This window comes from Cellulosimicrobium sp. NPDC057862, assembly GCF_042797035.1.
Lineage (GTDB): Bacteria > Actinomycetota > Actinomycetes > Actinomycetales > Cellulomonadaceae > Cellulosimicrobium.
In genome coordinates, this window is sequence record NZ_JBHVMH010000002.1 from 269,918 (window position 1) to 288,969 (window position 19,052).

Genomic DNA, 19,052 nt, shown 5'->3' on the forward strand with positions numbered 1-19,052 from the left:
CGGCGCGGCGACACGCCCGCGAGTCGGTCGCGCGACGACACACGAGGCCGGGCACGTGCCCGGCGTCGGCGGCGGGGACGGCGACAAGGCCCCCCGGTGTCGTCTGCATGCGGGCGACTGTGCCAGCACCCGCACCACCCGGAAAGGAGCATCGCGCCCCGTCCCACGAGGAGGACGAACGTAACGCCGTGCAACGGCGTCGACTCCTCGACGGCGAGGTAGAACCACCGGTCGCGAGGTAGGACGCGCCGAGCTCTACCTCGCGACCGCTCGTTCTACCTCGCGGGGCCCCGGCTCTCCCCCGGCGGGACGACGACGGGCCCCGACCCTCCCGGAGGAGGATCGGGGCCCGTGTGTCAGGCGCTGCCGTTGGGCAGACGTCGTCAGGCTCTCAGGAGCGGATCACACCACTCACTCAGCGCCGGCCTGCAGCTCGCCCGTCGGGGGCAGGTCGCGGACCGAGACGCCGGTGGGGGCGTCGAGCGCGGCAGCCGCGCCCACGCTCACCGGGCCGCGGTCGTGCTCGCCCTTGGAGACACCCCGGAAGGTGAACTCCCCGAGCAGGCCCTCGCCGTCGGCGTCCACCAGGACGATCTCGCCGGCCTTGAGCTCGCCGAACAGGATCTTCTCGGAGAGCACGTCCTCGATGTCGCGCTGGATCGCGCGGCGCAGCGGACGAGCACCCAGGACCGGGTCGTAGCCCTTCTCGGCGAGCAGGACCTTCGCCGCCGGGGTGAGCTCGATGCCCATGTCCTTGTCCCTCAGGCGGGCGTCGAGACGGGCGATCATCAGGTCGACGATCTGGATGATCTCGGCCTGCGAGAGCTGCGGGAAGACCACCACGTCGTCGACGCGGTTGAGGAACTCGGGCCGGAAGTGCTGCTTGAGCTCGTCGTTGACCTTCGCCTTCATGCGCTCGTAGGACGTGACCAGGTCGCCGCCGGCGTTGAAGCCGGTCTGGACGCCCTTGGCGATGTCCCGCGTGCCGAGGTTGGTCGTCATGATGATGACGGTGTTCTTGAAGTCCACGACGCGGCCCTGCGAGTCGGTCAGGCGACCGTCTTCGAGGATCTGCAGGAGCGAGTTGAAGATGTCGGCGTGGGCCTTCTCCACCTCGTCGAACAGCACGACCGAGAACGGCTTGCGCCGCACCTTCTCGGTGAGCTGTCCACCCTCGTCGTACCCGACGTAGCCGGGGGGCGAGCCGAACAGCCGCGAGACGGTGTGCTTCTCGGAGAACTCCGACATGTCGAGCTGGATGAGCGCGTCCTCGTCCCCGAAGAGGAACTCGGCGAGCGCCTTGGCCAGCTCGGTCTTCCCGACGCCGGTCGGGCCGGCGAAGATGAACGACCCGCCGGGGCGCTTGGGGTCCTTGAGGCCCGCACGCGTGCGGCGGATGGCCTGCGACAGCGCCTTGATCGCGGCCTCCTGGCCGACGACGCGCTTGTGCAGCTCGTCCTCCATGTGCAGCAGGCGGCTGGACTCCTCCTCGGTGAGCTTGAAGACCGGGATGCCCGTGGCCATGGCCAGGACCTCGGCGATCAGCTCCTCGTCCACCTCGGCGACGGTGTCCAGGTCACCGGACTTCCACGCCTTCTCCTTGTCGGCACGCTTCGCGGTGAGCTGCTTCTCCTTGTCGCGCAGGCCCGCGGCCTTCTCGAAGTCCTGCGCGTCGATCGCGGACTCCTTCTCGCGACGCGCCTCGGCGATCTCCTCGTCGAGCTCCTTGAGCTCCGGCGGGGCCGTCATGCGGCGGATGCGCAGGCGCGCGCCCGCCTCGTCGATGAGGTCGATCGCCTTGTCCGGGAGGAACCGGTCGTTGATGTACCGGTCCGCGAGCGTGGCCGCGGAGACGAGCGCGGAGTCCGTGATGGACACGCGGTGGTGCGCCTCGTAGCGGTCGCGCAGGCCCTTGAGGATCTCGATCGCGTGGTTGAGCGACGGCTCGGCGACCTGGATCGGCTGGAAGCGGCGCTCCAGGGCCGGGTCCTTCTCGACGTGCTTGCGGTACTCGTCGAGCGTCGTCGCGCCGATGGTCTGGAGCTCGCCGCGCGCGAGCATCGGCTTGAGGATGCTCGCTGCGTCGATCGCGCCCTCGGCGGCACCAGCCCCGACGAGGGTGTGGATCTCGTCGATGAACAGGATGATGTCGCCGCGCGTGCGGATCTCCTTCAGCACCTTCTTGAGGCGCTCCTCGAAGTCACCGCGGTAGCGCGAGCCGGCCACGAGCGCGCCGAGGTCGAGCGTGTAGAGCTGCTTGTCCTTGAGCGTCTCGGGCACGTCGCCGCGCACGATGTCCTGCGCCAGGCCCTCGACGACGGCGGTCTTGCCGACGCCGGGCTCGCCGATCAGCACCGGGTTGTTCTTGGTGCGGCGGCTGAGCACCTGCATGACGCGCTCGATCTCGAGGCTGCGCCCGATGACCGGGTCGAGCTTGCCCTCGCGCGCGGCCTGGGTGAGGTTGCGCCCGAACTGGTCGAGCACGGCCGACCCCGACGGCTGGCCCTCGGCGGGGCCGCCCGCGGCGACGGGCTCCTTGCCCTGGTAGCCGGACAGGAGCTGGATGACCTGCTGGCGCACCTTGTTGAGGTCGGCGCCCATCTTGGTCAGGACCTGGGCGGCGACGCCCTCGCCCTCACGGATGAGGCCGAGCAGGATGTGCTCGGTGCCGATGTAGTTGTGGCCGAGCTGGAGCGCCTCGCGCAGCGACAGCTCGAGCACCTTCTTGGCACGCGGCGTGAACGGGATGTGCCCGCTCGGGGCCTGCTGGCCCTCGCCGATGATCTCGGTCACCTGGGTGCGGACGCCGTCGAGGGAGATCCCGAGGGACTCCAGCGCCTTGGCCGCGACACCCTCGCCCTCGTGGATGAGGCCGAGGAGGATGTGCTCGGTGCCGATGTAGTTGTGGTTGAGCATCCGTGCCTCTTCTTGGGCAAGGACGACGACCCGACGGGCTCGGTCTGTGAATCTCTCGAACATGTGCTGCTCCTCGTGAGCGGCGTACACCTGCCCGCCGGACGACGGGTACAAGCCTGACCGCATTGACTCTATGCGGTTCGAACGAGCCGCACCCCCTCCGTATGCCGTTGTTCGCCAGGGGCGTGAAAGAGGTGTCGGGCCGTGACCTGCGGGGCCGCCGGACGCCGTCGGCCGCAGATCACCCGGCCCGACACGCGCGCGGCGCGTTGACCGCGACGCGCACCCCGGGCAGGCTCGGGAGTGCGCCCCGCACGGACGGCCAGAAGGGTGGCGAGAGCGATGCACCAGCCGGACCAGCAGCCCGAGGACCCCGCCGCGCCGGGAGCAGACGAGCGTGACGCGCGGTCCGCGAGCGCGCCCGCCACGTGGGAGCAGGTCGTCGCCCGCTTCCACGGCGTCGTCGCCGAGGTGGACGACCCGCTGACCTGGGGCCTCGACCTCGACGAGGAGACGCTCACGGGGGCCGGGCACGGCGCGCACGACCCCGCGGAGGAGCGGTTCCTGCGCTCCTACGTGTCGTTCACGGGCGAGACGCTCGACGTCGAGACGCTGCGCGTCCTGGCAGCGCACGACGAGCAGGCGGAGGACATCGTCCGCACCGCCCTCAGCGGCGCGCTCGCTGCGCCGCTGCACTCCGACAACCCGGGTGACGACGACTTCCTCGACTCCTACCAGGAGTACCGCGCAGCGATGCGCGCGATCGTCGAGGAGGTCGACGTCGCGCCGGTCACGCGTTCCACGTTCGGGGTCGACGGCGAGGCGCGCCAGTGCCTGCACGTGACCGTGCGGGAGCACGCCGCGGTGTACGTCCCGCTGGACGACCGGGCGCTCGTCGTCTCGGGACCGGCCGACCTGCTCGCGCGCGTGGACGTCGTGACGCGCCCGTTGCGCAACATCCTCCAGGACGAGCCCGAGCCGAGGTTCTGAGCCCCGTTCGGCCCGACGCCGAACCCGGGGTTGTGGTCGCCCAGGTCGCCGAACCCGGGGATACGGGTGGGTTCGGCGCCGGCAGGGACGACAACCCCGGGTTCGGCGACCAGCTGGTGACCCTCGGCCGTCCGTCCGGGACAGGCGTCCCGGGCGGATCGCGGTGTCGCGGCCTAGGGTCGAGTCAGCACCGGCGCCGGGTGACGGCGTCGGGACAGCACGCCGACGGCGCACGCGGTCGGCCGACCGGGCGGAGGTGGCGGGATGCGCGGCGTGATCGTCGGTGTGGACGGGTCGGAGGAGTCCGGCGGCGCGCTCGACTGGGCGCTGCGCGAGGCGGCGGACCGGGAAGTGTCGCTCACGGCCGCGCTCGCGTTCGAGTCGCGGCAGGGGGCGGGTGACGGCCCGGACGCGGCGGCCGACGAGAAGCGGGCGCTGGTCCAGGAGTGGCTGGACGCCGCGCACGCGCGCACGGGCCTGGCGCCGGACGCGGTGACGGCCACGGCGCTCGCCGAGCGCGGCAGTCCCGCGGCGGTCCTGCTCGCCCTCGCCCAGCCCGGGACCAGCCAGTCCGTCCAGGACGACGTGCAGCCCGCCCCGGGCGACGGCGACGACGCCGACCTGCTCGTCGTCGGGCGCTGCGGCCGGGGACGCCTGGGACGCATGGTCCTCGGGTCGGTCCCGACCGCCGTCGTGCAGCACGCGACGATCCCCGTGACCGTGGTGCGCGGCACGCCCGACGTGCGTCACGACCACGCGCGGCCCGTCGTGGTCGGGGTCGACGGGTCGTCGACGTCGGTCCAGGCCCTGCGGCACGGCGCGGACGTCGCGCGGCGCACGGGCGCGACGCTCGAGGCCCTGTTCTGCTGGCAGATCGTGTCGCTCGCCCCGCTGCCCGACTCGTGGGGATGGACGCCGCCGATCGACGACTACGAGAAGTACGCCTCCCAGAAGCTCGACGCCGCGCTCGAGGCCGCAGGGGTCGACCTGCCCGACGACCGCCTCGTGCGGAGCGTGAAGCACGTGCACGCCGCGAAGGGGATCATCGAGGCGTCGTCGCACGCTGAGCGGCTCGTGCTCGGCAACCGCGGCGTCGGCGGGTTCGACCGCCTGCTGCTCGGCTCGGTGAGCCGCCACGCCGTCGAGTACGCGCACTGCCCCGTGACCGTGGTGCGGCCCCCGGACGCGACCCACCCCTCGGGAGCGCACGACGACTGAGGGTTTCGCCCCTCGAAACGATTCGACGCCGCCCGCCCCGCGGGTGGACGATGTGGCACGTGCAGATCGAGGACACCTACGACGGCTCCCGACCCGTCCGCACCGTCACCCGGCTGTTCGCGCCGCAGCGCGGGCGGCTCGCCGCCGCGGCGCTCGCGTTCGCCGTCAAGCACTCGCCCGTGTGGGTGATCCCGGCGCTCACCGCGACGGTCATCGACGTCGTCGTCGAGCACCGGCCGCTGCGCGAGCTGTGGATCACGGGCGCGATCATGCTCGCCGTCGTCGCGCAGAACCTCCCGCTGCACACGCTCTACGTGCGGTGGCTCTCGACCGCCGTGCGCACGGTCGAGAACGGGCTGCGCATGGCGCTCTCGCGCCGGCTCCAGGAGCTCTCGATCGGCTACCACCGCCGCGTCAGCGCGGGCGTGCTCCAGGCCAAGATCGTGCGCGACGTCGAGAACGTCGTCGAGGCGTCGCGCACCACGTTCGACTCGGGCATGGCCGCGCTCACGACGCTCGTCGGCGCGGTCGTGCTCACGGCCGTGCGCGTCCCGGAGTTCCTCGTGATCTTCGCGCTCACCGTGCCCGCGGCCGCGTGGCTCGTCGTCGCGATGCGCCGCCGCATGACCACGCGCAACGCCGCGTTCCGGGCGGAGGTGGAGAACATGTCGGCGCGCGTCGCCGAGATGACGCACCTCATCCCGGTGACGCGCGCGCACGCGCTCGAGGAGCGCGAGCTCGACCGGATGGGCTCGGTGCTGCACCGCGTGCGCGAGGCGGGGATCCGGCTCGACGTCGTCAACGGCCGGTTCGGCGCGCTGTCGTGGATCGTGTTCCAGGTGCTCTCCGTCGCGGGGCTCGTCGGCGCGGCGTGGGTCGCGTGGACGCAGACGTTCGCGGTGTCCCCCGGCGACGTCGTCATGCTGTCGAGCTACTTCGTCACGCTCACCGCGTCCGTGACGGGGCTGCTGAGCCTCGCGCCGATCATCACGAAGGGCCTGGAGTCCGTGCGGTCCATGGGCGAGGTGCTGGGCGAGCCCGACGTCGAGCGCAACGCCGGCAAGCGCGTGCTCGACCACGTCGAGGGCCGCGTCGCGTTCGAGGACGTCACGTTCGCGTACGACGACGTACTCGCACCGGGCGAGGAGCCCGCCCTCGCGGTCGACCACCTCGACCTCGTCGCGCGGCCCGGCGAGACCGTCGCCCTGGTCGGGGCCTCGGGGTCGGGCAAGTCGACCGTGCTCAACATGGTCATCGGCTTCCTCTCGCCGACGTCGGGGCGCGTCCTGGTGGACGGCGTGGACACGGCGACGGTCGACCTGCGCTCCTACCGGCGGTTCCTCGCCGTCGTGCCGCAGGAGTCGATCCTGTTCGAAGGGTCGGTGCGCGACAACGTCACCTACGGCAGCCCCGACCTCACCGACGCCGCCGTCGAGCAGGCGCTCCGCGACGCGAACGCGTGGGACTTCGTCACCGAGATGGGCGGCCTCGACGCCGTGATCGGTCAGCGCGGCGGGCGTCTCTCCGGCGGACAGCGCCAGCGCCTCGCCATCGCCCGCGCCCTCGTGCGCGACCCGCGCGTGCTCGTCCTCGACGAGGCGACGTCCGCACTCGACACCACGTCAGAACGGCTCGTGCAGGAGGCGCTCGGGCGGCTGATGCGCGGGCGCACGACATTCGTCGTCGCGCACCGGCTCACGACCGTCCGCGGCGCCGACCGCATCGTCGTCATGGACCACGGCCGCGTCGTCGAGGTCGGCAGCCACGACGAGCTCGTCGCCGCCGGCGGTACGTACGCGCAGATGCACGCGACGCCCGCCGCCTGAGCCTCAGGGCCGGCGGCCACCCGTCGCCGCGCCGCGGAACGCGAACACGAGCACGCGGACGGCCAACACGGTTCCCACGAACCCCAGCGCCGCGCCGAGGACGGCGAAGAGTCGCAGGCCCTCGACGAGCTCGGGGCCGGAGTCCGCGGAGACCAGCACGACCGCCGCCACGACGGCCGCCGCAGCGATGACCGTGGACACGACCTGCTGCACGAGGCCGGTGACGAACGCGCGGTCGTCGGGGTGGGCGAACGACCGCACGTTGACCGTGAGCCGCCCGGCCTCGACGTCGCTCGTGATCTTGGCGAGGCGGCGCGGGAGCCGTTCGAGCTCGGGGGCGAGGCCGAGGAAGAGGCTCGTCGCGCGCTCGCGCAGGCCTTCCGGCGTGACGACGCGCCGCACGAGCGGCTGCGCGGTCGCGCGGGCCCCGGCGACGAGGTCGAACCCGGGGTCGATCAGGCGCAGCGTCCCCTCGAGCGACGTGAAGGTGCGGAACGCGGCGGCGACCTGCGACGGCACGGCGAGCCCGGCGTCGGTGACGAGCCGGAACAGCGCGGTGAACATCGCGCCGCTCGCACCCGCGCCGCGGAACCGCACGATCACCTGCCCGACGGCGCGCTCCAGGCGGCGCACGTCGAGGTCGACCGGGGCGTCGAGCAGCTCGAGCAGCGCGTCGGTCGCGGCGACGGCGTCGTCGGCGTCGACCGCGAGCAGCACGGCCGCGAGCGCCAGGCGCTCGGGCTCTCCGAGCCTCCCGACGGAGCCCATGTCGAGGAGGCCGAGGCGGCCGTCGTCGGTGACGAGCACGTTGCCGGGGTGCAGGTCGGCGTGGAACGTGCCCGCGACGAGCACCTGCTCGAGCGTCGCGGTGAGGAGCCGCGACGCGAGGTCGGCGCGCACGGCGTCGTCCAGGCCAGCGAGGACGTCCGCGGCACGGCCGACGGGAACGCCGTCGAGCCGTTCCATGACGAGCAGGGTCGTGCCCGACAGCTCGGGGTAGACCTCCGGGACGCGGACGCGCGGACCCGCACCCGGGTCGGCGCCGTCGGCGTCCGGCAGCCGCTCCCCCACCGCACCCCGCGTGAGCGCCGCGCGGAGCGCGAGCGTGTTCTCCAGCTCGACCGTGTAGTCGAGCTCCTCGCGCAGCGACGCCGCGAAGCCGTCCGCCAGGTCGACGACGCCGAGCGAGCGCCCCCACGCGGTGTCGCGCTCGATGCGACGCGCGAGGCGGCCGAGGATCGCCAGGTCCGTCTCGACCTGCGCCCGCGCGCCGGGGCGCTGCACCTTGACCACGACCTCCCGCCCGTCGGCCAGCCGGGCCGCGTGCACCTGCCCGACCGACGCCGACGCGAGCGGCTCGGGCGAGAACTCGGCGAACGCCTCGTCGATCGGCCGCCCGAGCGCGCTCGTGACGGCCGCCTCGACCTGCGACCACGGCGCGGGCGGGACCTCGCTCTGGAGCGTGGCGAGCGCGTCGGCGAACGTGGCGGGGAGCAGGTCGCGGCGCGTCGACAGGACCTGGCCGAACTTCACGAAGGTCACGCCCGCGTCGCTCAGGGCGTCGCGGAGCGCGGCGGCCTGTCGGCGCTGGTCGGTGCGTGAGAGCCGCGACCCGTCGGGCTGCCGCGCCCCGCGCGTGAGCGCCCCGCCGAGGCCGTGCCGGACGCCGATCGTGAGGATCTGCGCGTACCGCCGGGTCTCGCGACGCCCCTGCCGCAGGCCGCGCAGCGCGCGCCACGGCCCGGGCACCGACCCGGTGGGGACCAGCAGCTCGAGCACGAGCAGCACGCACAGCCCGAGCACGAACGCCCACGCGAAGGCGAGGACCACCGCGACGAGCGCGACGCCGGGTGCGACGGTGAGCGTCCCGTCCGCACGCGACCAGCCGGCGTCGAGCAGGCCGTTGGTGAGCACCCACGACGCGACGGACAGCATCGCGAACGCCACCACGGCGGAGCGGACCCAGCCGACAGCCGCCCCCATGACGCGTCGTGCCGTCGCCGCGAGCAGCAGGAGCATGACGACCGTGAAGACGATGCCGACGAGACCGATGAAGAACCCGGAGACGACCTGCATGACCGTCACTCTTCCCGACGGCGCCGCGGATCACCACCACACCCCGCGGCGCGCCATCGGGACGGGCACCGCGTCGCCGGGCGCGGCATGATGGAGCTCCCCCGACAGGTCGGAGCCCCGATGACGAACGTCGACCTTCTCACCGACGCCCATCTCACCCACGCCCGGACCGCCCCGAACGGGCGCAGCGCCGAGGTCGTGCTGCACGACGGCCCGCTGCGTCAGACGATCCTCGCGCTGCGCGCGGGCGTCGAGCTCGGGGAGCACAACTCACCACCGGCGGCGTCGATCCAGGTGCTGCGCGGCCGCGTGCGCGTCACGGCGCTCGGCGAGGGCGACGTCGAGCTGGGCGCGGGCGAGCTCCGGGTCCTCACGCACGAGCGGCACGCGGTGGGCGCGCTCGAGGACTCGGCGTTCCTCCTCACGACGGTGACGAGCGTCCCGACGTCCTGAGCACCGGGCCGTCCCGTGTGGCCCTGCGAGCCGCTCGGTCCACTGCCAGGGTGGAACGGATGAGAGCCTCGACACGGACGACTGCCCTCGTCGCGAGCGCCCTGGTGCTCGCGGCCTGCACCGCGAACCCCGACGACGCACCGCCGCCGTCCGCGCCCAGCACCGGCACGCCCTCGGAGACCGCGACGGACGCCCCGACCTCGACGACCGCGTCGGGTCCGGGCGCCACGGTCCCGACGGACGCGCCTGCCGACGTCCTGCTGCCCGCGGAGGCGTGGGCCCCCGTCACGGGACCGCGCGAGGAGTCGGAGGGCACGACGGCCTGGCACCTGCCCGAGGCGTGCGGAGGCGCCGAGCCCGAGGACGCCCTCGCGATGCGCACGGCCGCCCAGGGGGACGGTGCCGACGAGGCCCAGGTGGGCGTGCAGCAGGTGGCCGTGTTCGACGACGCCGACCTCGCCGCGGCGGAGGCCGCCCGCCTCGCGGACGCTCTGGCGGCCTGCGCCGAGCAGGGCAGCGCCGAGGGGACGGCGTACGCCGTCGAGCCGCTCGACGTCGGCGCCCAGGGCACCGGGTTCACGACGGACTACTACGGCGCCGGGGAGGGCGGGGACCCGGACACGGCCCTCGGCACCTACCTCGCGACGACGCGGCGCGGGACGGCGGTCACGCTCGTCGCGCTCGACGGCGGGGAGAGCACGGTCGGTGCCGCGCGCGAGACGGTGACGGGCACGGCCCGGGCCGCGTGGGACCTGCTGTGCCGCTACGACGAGGCAGGCTGCTGAGCCCGCCGACCCTCAGGGCCTGACGGCCCACGCCGCGAGGGTGAGGGCGACGACGTCCTCCGCGACCGCTCCGGGCCAGTCGGGTCGCGACCCGACGGCGAGGCGTCGCCACGCCGCGCCGCCCCACGTCCCGACAGCCGCTCCCGCGGCACCGGCCACCGCGACGGCGACGACGCCCGCGGGACCCGTGCGGTGGCGGGCCAGGAGAACCCCGCCAGCGGCACCGCTCCCGAGCCGGACCACCGGCCCGGGTGGGTCAAGGCGGCTCCGCGCCTGCGGCAGCTTGTCGCCCACCATCTCGCCCACGACCCCGGCGATGGCGCCGGCCCGCGCGAGCAGGCCGGGTCCACCGGACCCGCCGCGCGACCCGCCCCCGACCCACCCCCCGAGCACCGGCGCCGCGATGCCGAGGCTGCTGCGCGACCCCGCGGCGACGCCGAGCGCGAGCGCCCGGGCGAGGAGCGCCGTCGTGCCGGGCGTGGGTGCGGCACCGTGAGACGTCATGGGTTCCTCCTGGGGCACGTCGGCCGTGTGGTGGGTGGCGGTCTCGTCGAACGTAGCCGCTCCGGGCGCGGCCCACCCGGGCTGCGGGAGCGGTCCCGCTAGCCTGGGTCCGTGCCCGGACCCACTCTGAGCGAGGTCGCGCGCGACGCCGGCGTCTCCCTCGCGACCGCCTCCCGCGCGATCAACGGGAGCGCGAACCGCACCGTGCGACCGGACCTGCGGGAGCGGGTGCTGGCGTCCGCACGGCGGCTCGGCTACTCGCCGGACCCGAGCGCGCAGGCCATGGCGCGCGGCCGCACGACGAGCGTCGGGCTCGTGGTGCACGACATCGCGGACCCGTACTTCTCGTCGCTCGCCGCGGGCGTCGCGGAGGCGGCCGACCGCGACGGGCTCATCGTCACCCTCACGAGCACGCGGCACTCGCCCGAGCGGGAGCGCGCGTTCGTCGAGCTCATGGACCGGCAGCGGGCGCGGGCGGTCGTGCTGGGCGGCGGGCGGCTCACGGAGGACGCCGACGGCGCGCTGCGGGGCGCGCTCGAGCGCTACCGCGCGTCGGGCGGCGGGGTCTCGCTCGTCGGTCAGCCGCTCGGCGACCTGCCCGCGGTGGAGATCGCCAACGCAGACGGCGCCGCGGACCTCGCGCGGGCCCTGCACGGCCTGGGCTACCGGGCGTTCGGCGTGCTCGCGGGTCCGGCGGGGCACCGCACCGCGCTCGACCGGGCGCGCGGCTTCACCGGGGCGCTGGCCGACCTCGGGTCCCCCGTCCCCCCGGACGCGGTCGTCGAGTGCGCGTTCACGCGCGACGGCGGCCACGGCGGGATGCGTGAGCTGCTCGACCGGCTGGGGTCTGGTCCGCTCGGCACGGGCACCCCGCCCGTCGCCGTCTTCGCGGTGAACGACGTCATGGCGGTGGGCGCGATGGCCGCGGCGCGCGAAGCGGGTCTGCGCGTGCCCGAGGACGTCGCCGTGGCGGGCTTCGACGACATCGTGACCCTGCGCGACGTCACGCCGGGCCTGACGACGGTCCGCATCCCGCTCGCCGAGGTCGGGGAGCAGGCGCTCGCGCTCGCGCTCGCTCCGTCGCCCGCCCTCACCGACGACGCCGCCGCGCCGCAGCGGGTCGTGGTCCGGGGCGAGGCCGTGATCCGGGAGTCCACGCCCCCGCTCTGACACATCCCTGTTGACGCGGGAAAACGGTTCCCCTACGCTCGCGGAAAGCGCATTCCACGCTCGGCGGCCCGCCGGGCGCCCGACCGACGACGGAGCCGATCGATGACCACCACCCGAACCCTGCGGATCGCGATGAACGGCGTGACCGGCCGCATGGGGTACCGCCAGCACCTCGTCCGCTCGATCCTGCCGATCCGCGAGCAGGGCGGCGTCGAGCTCCCCGACGGCACGCGCCTCCAGGTCGAGCCGGTGCTCGTCGGGCGCAACGAGACCAAGCTCCGCGAGCTCGCCGCGCAGCACGACGTCGAGCACTGGACCACCGACCTCGACGGCGTGATCGTCGACCCGGCGACCGACGTCGTCTTCGACGCCTCGATGACCGCGCTGCGCGCCAAGACGCTCACCAAGGCGATGCAGGCCGGCAAGCACGTGTACACCGAGAAGCCGACAGCCGAGACGCTCGCCGAGGCGATCGACCTCGCGCGGCTGCGCGAGGAGACCGGGGTGACCGCCGGCGTCGTGCACGACAAGCTCTACCTGCCCGGCCTCGTCAAGCTCCGCCGCCTCGTCGACGAGGGCTTCTTCGGCCGCATCCTGTCCCTGCGCGGCGAGTTCGGCTACTGGGTGTTCGAGGGCGACCACCAGGCCGCGCAGCGCCCGTCGTGGAACTACCGCGCCGAGGACGGCGGCGGCATGACGACCGACATGTTCTGCCACTGGAACTACGTGCTCGAGGGCATCCTCGGGTCCGTCAAGACCGTCACCGCGCAGACCACGACCCACATCCCCACGCGCTGGGACGAGCAGGGCGCGGAGTACGCCGCGACCGCCGACGACGCCGCGTACGGGATCTTCGCGGTCGAGACGCCGGGCGGCGACCCGGTCGTCGCGCAGATCAACTCGTCCTGGGCCGTGCGCGTCCACCGCGACGAGCTCGTCGAGTTCCAGGTCGACGGCACGCACGGCTCCGCGGTCGCCGGGCTGCGCCGGTGCGTCGCGCAGCAGCGCGCCCACACCCCCAAGCCCGTGTGGAACCCCGACCTGCCCGTCACGGAGCCGTTCCGCGACCAGTGGCTCGAGGTCCCCGCGAACGCCGACCTGGACAACGGCTTCAAGGCCCAGTGGGAGGAGTTCCTCCGCGACGTCGCCGCCGGCCGCCCGCACCGCTACGACTTGCTCTCCGCGGCGCGCGGCGTGCAGCTCGCCGAGCTCGGGCTCCGCTCGTCCGCCGAGGGCCGCCGCCTCGACGTGCCGGAGATCGTGCTGTGACCGCGCCGACGACCGAGGCTCCCGGCGCGCGCGAGCTGCGCGACCGCGACGGCAGCGGCGCCGTCGTGCGCCTGCCCCGCTTCGCCGACGACGGCCGCGTCGCCGGGACCGAGGTGCGCGAGCTGCTCGTGCCCGGTCCCTGGACGACGCCGTCCGCGCCCTTCACGTCGCGCGTCGCCTTCGCGGCCGCGCACGTCGTGCCGCACGTGGGCGCGGAGAACGTGCCCGGGGCGCCTGCCGTCGTCGACTGGGACACCACGCTCGCCTACCGGCACCGTCTCTGGGAGCACGGGCTCGGCGTCGCCGACGCGATGGATACCGCGCAGCGCGGCATGGGCCTCGACTGGGCCGCGACCCAGGAGCTCGTGCGACGCTCGGCGGCCGAGGCGCGGACCGTCGGCGGTCGCGTCGCGTGCGGCGCGGGCACGGACCAGCTCGACCCCGCCGTCGTCGCGGGCTGGGAGCCGGGCGACACCGCCGCGCTCGCCGCCGTCACCGACGCCTACCGCGAACAGGTGCACGTGGTCCAGGACGCGGGCGCCCAGGTGATCGTCATGGCGTCGCGCGCGCTCGCCCGCGTCGCCCGCTCCCCCGAGGAGTACGCGCGCGTCTACGACGCCGTGCTCGCCGAGGCCGACGCGCCCGTGATCCTGCACTGGCTCGGCACGATGTTCGACCCCGCGCTCGCCGGGTACTGGGGCACGGGCGAGGACGTCGCCGCGGCCACCGACGTGTTCGTCGACCTGGTCCGCGCCCACCAGGGCCGCGTCGACGGCGTCAAGGTCTCGCTGCTCGACGCCGCGCACGAGAAGGACCTGCGGACCCGCCTCGCGGCGCTCGATCCCGCCGCAGGAGGCCCCGTGCGCCTCTACACGGGCGACGACTTCAACTACCCGGAGCTCGTGGTCGGCGACGGCCGGGCGCACTCCGACGCGCTGCTCGGCATCTTCGCGGCGATCTACCCCGCCGCGTCCACGGCGCTCGGCGCGCTCGACGCCGGGCACCCCGACCGCGCGCACGCGATCCTCGCGTCGACGGAGGCGCTGGGGCGCCACGTGTTCGCGGCGCCGACGTACTACTACAAGACGGGGATCGCCTTCCTGTCGTGGCTCAACGGCACCCAGCCCGCGTTCCAGATGGTCGGGGGGCTCCAGTCCGGGCGCTCGGTCGCGCACCTCGTCGCGCTCGTCCGCCTCGCGGACCGGGCGGGGCTCCTGCTCGACCCGGACCTCGCCGCGCGCCGCACGCGCGCGTTCCTCGAGGCGAACGGGGCGGCGGCGTGACCGCCGCGGACGCGCCCGACCTCTCGCGCTGCTCGCTCAACACCGCGACGGTCAAGCGCGCGACGCTCGAGGAGGCGGTCGCGCTCGCCGCCGAGGCGGGCTACGGGGCCGTCGGGCTGTGGCGCGACCGCGTCCAGGAGATCGGCGCCGAGCGGGCCGCGACGGTCGTCGCCGACGCCGGGCTGCGCGTGTCGTCGCTGTGCCGGGGCGGGTTCCTCACCGCGACCGGCGCCGACGACGTCGCCGCGGCGCTCGACGACAACCGGCGCGCGATCGAGGAGGCGGCCACGGTCGGGACGCGCGAGCTCGTGCTCGTCGTCGGAGGGCTCCCCGCGAACGGCACGCCCGGGCAGGGACCGCGGCCCGACGCCGGGCCGGGAGACCGCGACGTCGTCGCCGCGCGCGGGCGCGTGGCCGACCGCCTCGCCGACCTCGCGCCGTTCGCCGCGGACCACGGCGTGCGGCTCGTGCTCGAGGCGCTCCACCCGATCTTCGCGGCCGACCGCGCGGTGCTCTCGACGCTCGGCCAGGCGCTCGACCTCGCCACGCCGTTCGACCCGGCCGTCGTCGGCGTGGTCGTGGACACGTACCACGTGTGGTGGGACCCCGACCTGCGGTCGAGCGTCGCGCGCGCAGGCGCCGAAGGACGGATCGCGGGATACCAGGTGTGCGACTGGATCCTGCCGCTCGCCGCCGACCCGCTCCTCTCGCGCGGGTACGTGGGCGACGGGTACGTCGACTTCGCGACCATCACCCGGTGGGTCGCCGAGGCCGGGTACACGGGCGACGTCGAGACGGAGATCTTCCACCAGGAGATCTGGGACGACGACCCGCGCACCGTCGTCGCGACCGTGGCCGACCGCTACGCCCGCCACGTCCTGCCCTACCTGACCTCGGCCTGACCTCGGACCGGTCGCCGCCGGCCGCGCGGGAACCCCCGCACGACCGGACGACGCCCCGGTCTCCCCAGCAGCCCGTGCGCCGCTCGGCCCCCTCCCGCCGAGCGGCGTACGGGTTGTCGCGCGCCCGCGCCCCGACGGCCTCGAGGGGTTGACGAATCGGACACGGCGGTGCATGATCGTGAGCAGAACATACCCCCTAGGGGTATCTGGGAGGAGGAACGGTGGACCACCGTACGGAGCATGACCACGGGCACGAGCCCAGTCCGAGCACCGGCGACACGCACCACGGGTCGCCCGCGCACCACGACGGGCACGCGCCTACCGTGATCGGCCCGGCCCCGGGGCACGCGGGCCACGACCGCGCAGGCCACACCGCGCACGCCGGCCACGGCCACGCGAGCCCGGACGCGCACGCCGGGCACGACATGTCCGGCCACGCGGGCCACGGCGGGCACGGCGACCACGTCGGGCAGTTCCGACGTCTGTTCTGGGTCATGCTCGTCCTCGCGGTGCCGACCGTCGCGCTGAGCCCGATGTTCGCGATGCTTCTCGGCTACGACCTGCCCGACGCAGCGTGGCTGCCCTGGGTCTCCCCCGTGCTCGGGACGGTCATCTTCTTCTGGGGCGGACGCCCGTTCCTCACGGGCTCGGTGAGCGAGCTCCGTGGGCGCAAGCCCGGGATGATGACGCTCATCTCGCTCGCGATCACCGTCGCGTTCGTGTCGTCGCTCGGGTCGAGCCTCGGGCTGCTCGCGCACGAGCTCGACGTGTGGTGGGAGCTCGCGCTGCTCGTCGTCATCATGCTGCTCGGCCACTGGCTCGAGATGCGCTCGCTCGCGCAGACGGCGTCGGCGCTCGACTCGCTCGCCGCGCTCCTGCCCGACGAGGCCGAGCGCGTGGCGGACGACGGGACGGTGACCACGGTCGCGCCGACCGACCTGGGCGTCGGCGACCTCGTCGTCGTCCGGCCGGGCGGGCGCGTACCCGCGGACGGCGAGGTCACGTCCGGGTCCGCGGACGTCGACGAGTCGATGATCACCGGGGAGTCGCGGCCCGTGCGCCGCACCGTCGGGGACGCCATCGTCGCCGGGACCGTCGCGACGGACGACGCGCTGCGCGTGCGGATCACGGCCGTCGGCGAGGACACCGCGCTCGCGGGCATCCAACGGCTCGTCGCCGACGCCCAGGCGTCCTCGACCAAGACCCAGCGCCTCGCCGACCGCGCCGCCGGCTGGCTGTTCTGGTACGCGCTCGGTGCTGCCGCTCTGACGATCGGGCTGTGGCTCGTCTTCGGCACGCCCGAGCAGGCGCTGATCCGGGCGATCACCGTGCTCGTCATCGCGTGCCCCCACGCCCTGGGGCTCGCGATCCCGCTCGTCGTGTCGCTCTCGACCGAGCGCGCCGCGAAGGCCGGCGTCCTGGTCAAGGACCGCCTCGCGCTGGAGCGCATGCGCACGGTGGACACGGTCCTGTTCGACAAGACCGGGACGCTCACCGCGGGCGAGCCGGTCGTCGCGCACCTCGCCACCGCCGGCGGCACGACCGAGGACGAGCTCCTCGCGCTCGCCGCCGCGGCCGAGGCCGACAGCCAGCACCCGCTCGCTCGCGCGATCGTCGACCGCGCCGCCGAGCGGGACGTCCAGGTCTCGCAGGCGACCGACTTCCGGTCGCTCACCGCGGTCGGGGTCGAGGCGACCGTGCCCACGCCGCACGGCGCGCGGCGCGTGGCGGTCGGCGGTCCCGCGCTCCTGCGCGAGCGGGGGCTCGACCCCCTGCCCGACGCCGAGGCCTGGGCGCACGACGGCGCGACCGTCCTGCACGTGGTGGTCTCGCCCGAGGCAGGGCACGACCACGCGACGGGCGCGGTCGTGGGTGCGTTCGCCCTCGCGGACGCGATCCGCCCCGAGTCGCGCGAGGCCGTCGACGCGCTGCACCGGCGCGGCATCAAGGTCGTCATGATCACGGGCGACGCCGAGCCGGTGGCCCGGGCGGTCGGCCGCGAGCTGGGCATCGACCAGGTGTTCGCCGGCGTGCGCCCCGAGGACAAGGACGCGAAGGTCGCCGAGCTCCAGCACGACGGCCGCGTCGTCGCGATGGTCGGCGACGGCGTCAACGACGCCCCCGCGCTCGCGCAGGCGGACGTCGGCATCGCCATCGGCGCCGGCACGGACGTCGCGATCGCGTCGGCCGGGGTCATCCTCGCGAGCTCCGACCCGCGCGCCGTGCTGTCGATCATCGAGCTGTCGCACGCCTCGTACCGCAAGATGCAGCAGAACCTGTGGTGGGCCGCGGGCTACAACATCGCGGCGGTGCCGCTCGCGGCGGGCGTGCTCGCCCCGGTCGGGTTCGTCATGCCGATGGCGGTGGGAGCGATCCTCATGTCCGCCTCGACGGTCATCGTGGCGCTCAACGCGCAGCTCCTGCGCCGCATCGACCTCGACCCGGCGCGGCTCGCCTCCCGGTGACCGCCACGTCGACCACGAGGTTGCTGTCGTTCTCCGCGCGAGAACGACAGCAACCTCGCGGGCGCGCAGGGTCGTGGTCGGCGGTCGTGCTGGTGGGCCTGCTGGCGGCCGCCGTGCTGTGGATGCACGTCCTGGCGGGCAGCAGCACGCACCACGGCGTCGCGCTGCCCGACGGCGGCTCCGGGCACGGCGGTCCGGTCACCCTCCTCGAAGGTCGGCCGACGTCCGCGGGCGACGCCCTCGCCGGGCACGGGGAGCCCTCGTACGCCGCCGACGGGCTCAGCCGCGACGACGGCGCGGGCGCCTCCGGGCCGGACCCGAGCCTCTCGACCGGCGTCGACCCCCACGGCAGCGCGGGGCCGCTATGCCTCATGGTGCTCGTCGCGCTGGTGACGCTCGCCGCACGAGACGCGCTGCGCCGTCGGGCCGCGTGGGTCCCGACGCACGGCGCGGCGCCCCTCCTCGGCCTGCGGGCCCCGCTCCCGGACCGACCGCCCGACCTCCACGCCCTGGGGATCAGCAGGACGTAGGCCGACACCGGCCCCGTCCTGGGCGCCGACGCGCGCCCGCTGCACCCCACGAACGGAGATCGACCATGACACGCACCGCCCGCACGACCCTCGCCGCGCTCGCGCTCGGCACGACGCTCGTCCTGACGGGCTGCTCCGACGCCGGCAGCGGCGACACCGGCGAGCAGCCCGCGGGCACGCCCACGAGCACCGCTCCCGGTAGTGCCACGACGGCGTCCGACGCCGACGTGATGTTCGCCCAGATGATGATCCCGCACCACGAGCAGGCCGTGGAGATGTCCGCGATCGTGCTCGCGAAGGACGGCGTCGACGAGCGCGTCGTCGCGCTCGCGGAGCAGATCGAGGCGGCCCAGGCCCCCGAGGTCGAGCAGATGACCGCGATGCTCGACCGCTGGGGCGCCGACCCGTCCGGCGGCGAGCACGCCGGCCACATGGACGGCATGCTCGACGACGAGGCGCTCGCCGCGCTCGAGGCCGCGCCCGCCGAGGAGGCCCAGCGCCTGTTCCTCGAGGGCATGGTCGAGCACCACGAAGGCGCCGTCGCGATGGCGCAGGACGCGCTCGCCGAGGGCGAGCACCCCGAGGTGCGCGCCCTCGCGGAGGAGATCGTCGCGACGCAGCAGGAGGAGATCGACACGATGCAGGGGCTCCTCGCCGACCTCTGA

General features: G+C 74.5%; 15 protein-coding genes. 12 read left to right on the top strand and 3 right to left on the bottom strand.

The genetic code is table 11. The features are described 5' to 3' along the window. Nucleotides 1–411: 411 nt before the first annotated feature. Nucleotides 412–2,979 carry an ATP-dependent Clp protease ATP-binding subunit gene (locus ACFVN3_RS03870; protein WP_053369871.1) on the bottom strand — a complete coding sequence of 856 codons (2,568 nt, stop codon included), beginning with the start codon at nucleotides 2,977–2,979 and terminating at the stop codon, nucleotides 412–414. A gap of 279 nt (nucleotides 2,980–3,258) precedes the next feature. Here ACFVN3_RS03870 and ACFVN3_RS03875 point away from each other — a divergent pair, with 279 nt between their 5' ends. The 3 genes from ACFVN3_RS03875 to ACFVN3_RS03885 all read left to right on the top strand — a co-directional run bounded on the left by ACFVN3_RS03875 (nucleotide 3,259) and on the right by ACFVN3_RS03885 (nucleotide 6,950). Next, nucleotides 3,259–3,906, top strand: a complete 648-nt coding sequence (locus ACFVN3_RS03875; protein WP_378230766.1) for a hypothetical protein — start codon at nucleotides 3,259–3,261, stop codon at nucleotides 3,904–3,906. Nucleotides 3,907–4,170: 264 nt separating this feature from the next. Continuing rightward, nucleotides 4,171–5,124, top strand: coding sequence for a universal stress protein (locus ACFVN3_RS03880; RefSeq protein WP_378230767.1), 954 nt, complete (start codon nucleotides 4,171–4,173; stop codon nucleotides 5,122–5,124). Nucleotides 5,125–5,174: 50 nt separating this feature from the next. Then, on the top strand, nucleotides 5,175–6,950 hold the full coding sequence (locus tag ACFVN3_RS03885) for an ABC transporter ATP-binding protein (RefSeq protein ID WP_378230768.1): 1,776 nt from the start codon (nucleotides 5,175–5,177) through the stop codon (nucleotides 6,948–6,950). A gap of 3 nt (nucleotides 6,951–6,953) precedes the next feature. On the opposite strand, the gene ACFVN3_RS03890 is transcribed toward ACFVN3_RS03885, so the two are convergent. Then, entirely contained in the window at nucleotides 6,954–9,026 is a 2,073-nt protein-coding gene (locus ACFVN3_RS03890) for an ABC1 kinase family protein (RefSeq protein WP_378230769.1), read from the bottom strand. A gap of 120 nt (nucleotides 9,027–9,146) precedes the next feature. Here ACFVN3_RS03890 and ACFVN3_RS03895 point away from each other — a divergent pair, with 120 nt between their 5' ends. Then, on the top strand, nucleotides 9,147–9,479 hold the full coding sequence (locus tag ACFVN3_RS03895) for a cupin (RefSeq protein WP_378230770.1): 333 nt from the start codon (nucleotides 9,147–9,149) through the stop codon (nucleotides 9,477–9,479). A gap of 59 nt (nucleotides 9,480–9,538) precedes the next feature. After that, the gene (locus tag ACFVN3_RS03900) at nucleotides 9,539–10,264 is read left to right on the top strand and encodes a hypothetical protein (protein ID WP_378230771.1); all 726 of its coding nucleotides are present in this window, start codon (nucleotides 9,539–9,541) and stop codon (nucleotides 10,262–10,264) included. A 12-nt stretch (nucleotides 10,265–10,276) separates the two neighbouring features. On the opposite strand, the gene ACFVN3_RS03905 is transcribed toward ACFVN3_RS03900, so the two are convergent. Continuing rightward, on the bottom strand, nucleotides 10,277–10,768 hold the full coding sequence (locus ACFVN3_RS03905) for a hypothetical protein (RefSeq protein ID WP_378230772.1): 492 nt from the start codon (nucleotides 10,766–10,768) through the stop codon (nucleotides 10,277–10,279). Nucleotides 10,769–10,879: 111 nt separating this feature from the next. Between ACFVN3_RS03905 and ACFVN3_RS03910 the strand changes: the two genes are divergently transcribed. The 7 genes from ACFVN3_RS03910 to ACFVN3_RS03940 all read left to right on the top strand — a co-directional run bounded on the left by ACFVN3_RS03910 (nucleotide 10,880) and on the right by ACFVN3_RS03940 (nucleotide 19,052). Next, complete coding sequence (locus tag ACFVN3_RS03910; protein WP_378230773.1) at nucleotides 10,880–11,938, top strand: LacI family DNA-binding transcriptional regulator; 1,059 nt, start codon at nucleotides 10,880–10,882, stop codon at nucleotides 11,936–11,938. 102 nt (nucleotides 11,939–12,040) lie between these two features. Continuing rightward, nucleotides 12,041–13,207 (top strand): Gfo/Idh/MocA family protein, encoded by a 1,167-nt coding sequence (locus ACFVN3_RS03915; protein ID WP_378230774.1) that lies wholly within the window; start codon nucleotides 12,041–12,043, stop codon nucleotides 13,205–13,207. Between the two features lie 71 nt (nucleotides 13,208–13,278). Next, nucleotides 13,279–14,490: a dihydrodipicolinate synthase family protein gene (locus tag ACFVN3_RS03920; protein WP_378231379.1), complete on the top strand. Its 1,212-nt coding sequence runs from the start codon at nucleotides 13,279–13,281 to the stop codon at nucleotides 14,488–14,490. Then, entirely contained in the window at nucleotides 14,487–15,392 is a 906-nt protein-coding gene (locus tag ACFVN3_RS03925) for a sugar phosphate isomerase/epimerase family protein (RefSeq protein WP_378230776.1), read from the top strand. The genes ACFVN3_RS03920 and ACFVN3_RS03925 overlap by 4 nt, the downstream gene beginning before the upstream one ends. 221 nt (nucleotides 15,393–15,613) lie before the next feature. Beyond that, complete coding sequence (locus ACFVN3_RS03930; RefSeq protein WP_378230777.1) at nucleotides 15,614–17,857, top strand: heavy metal translocating P-type ATPase; 2,244 nt, start codon at nucleotides 15,614–15,616, stop codon at nucleotides 17,855–17,857. Then, nucleotides 17,854–18,387 carry a hypothetical protein gene (locus ACFVN3_RS03935; RefSeq protein WP_378230778.1) on the top strand — a complete coding sequence of 178 codons (534 nt, stop codon included), beginning with the start codon at nucleotides 17,854–17,856 and terminating at the stop codon, nucleotides 18,385–18,387. Before ACFVN3_RS03930 ends, ACFVN3_RS03935 begins: the two co-directional genes overlap by 4 nt. A 65-nt stretch (nucleotides 18,388–18,452) precedes the next feature. Further along, nucleotides 18,453–19,052 (top strand): DUF305 domain-containing protein, encoded by a 600-nt coding sequence (locus ACFVN3_RS03940; protein ID WP_378230779.1) that lies wholly within the window; start codon nucleotides 18,453–18,455, stop codon nucleotides 19,050–19,052.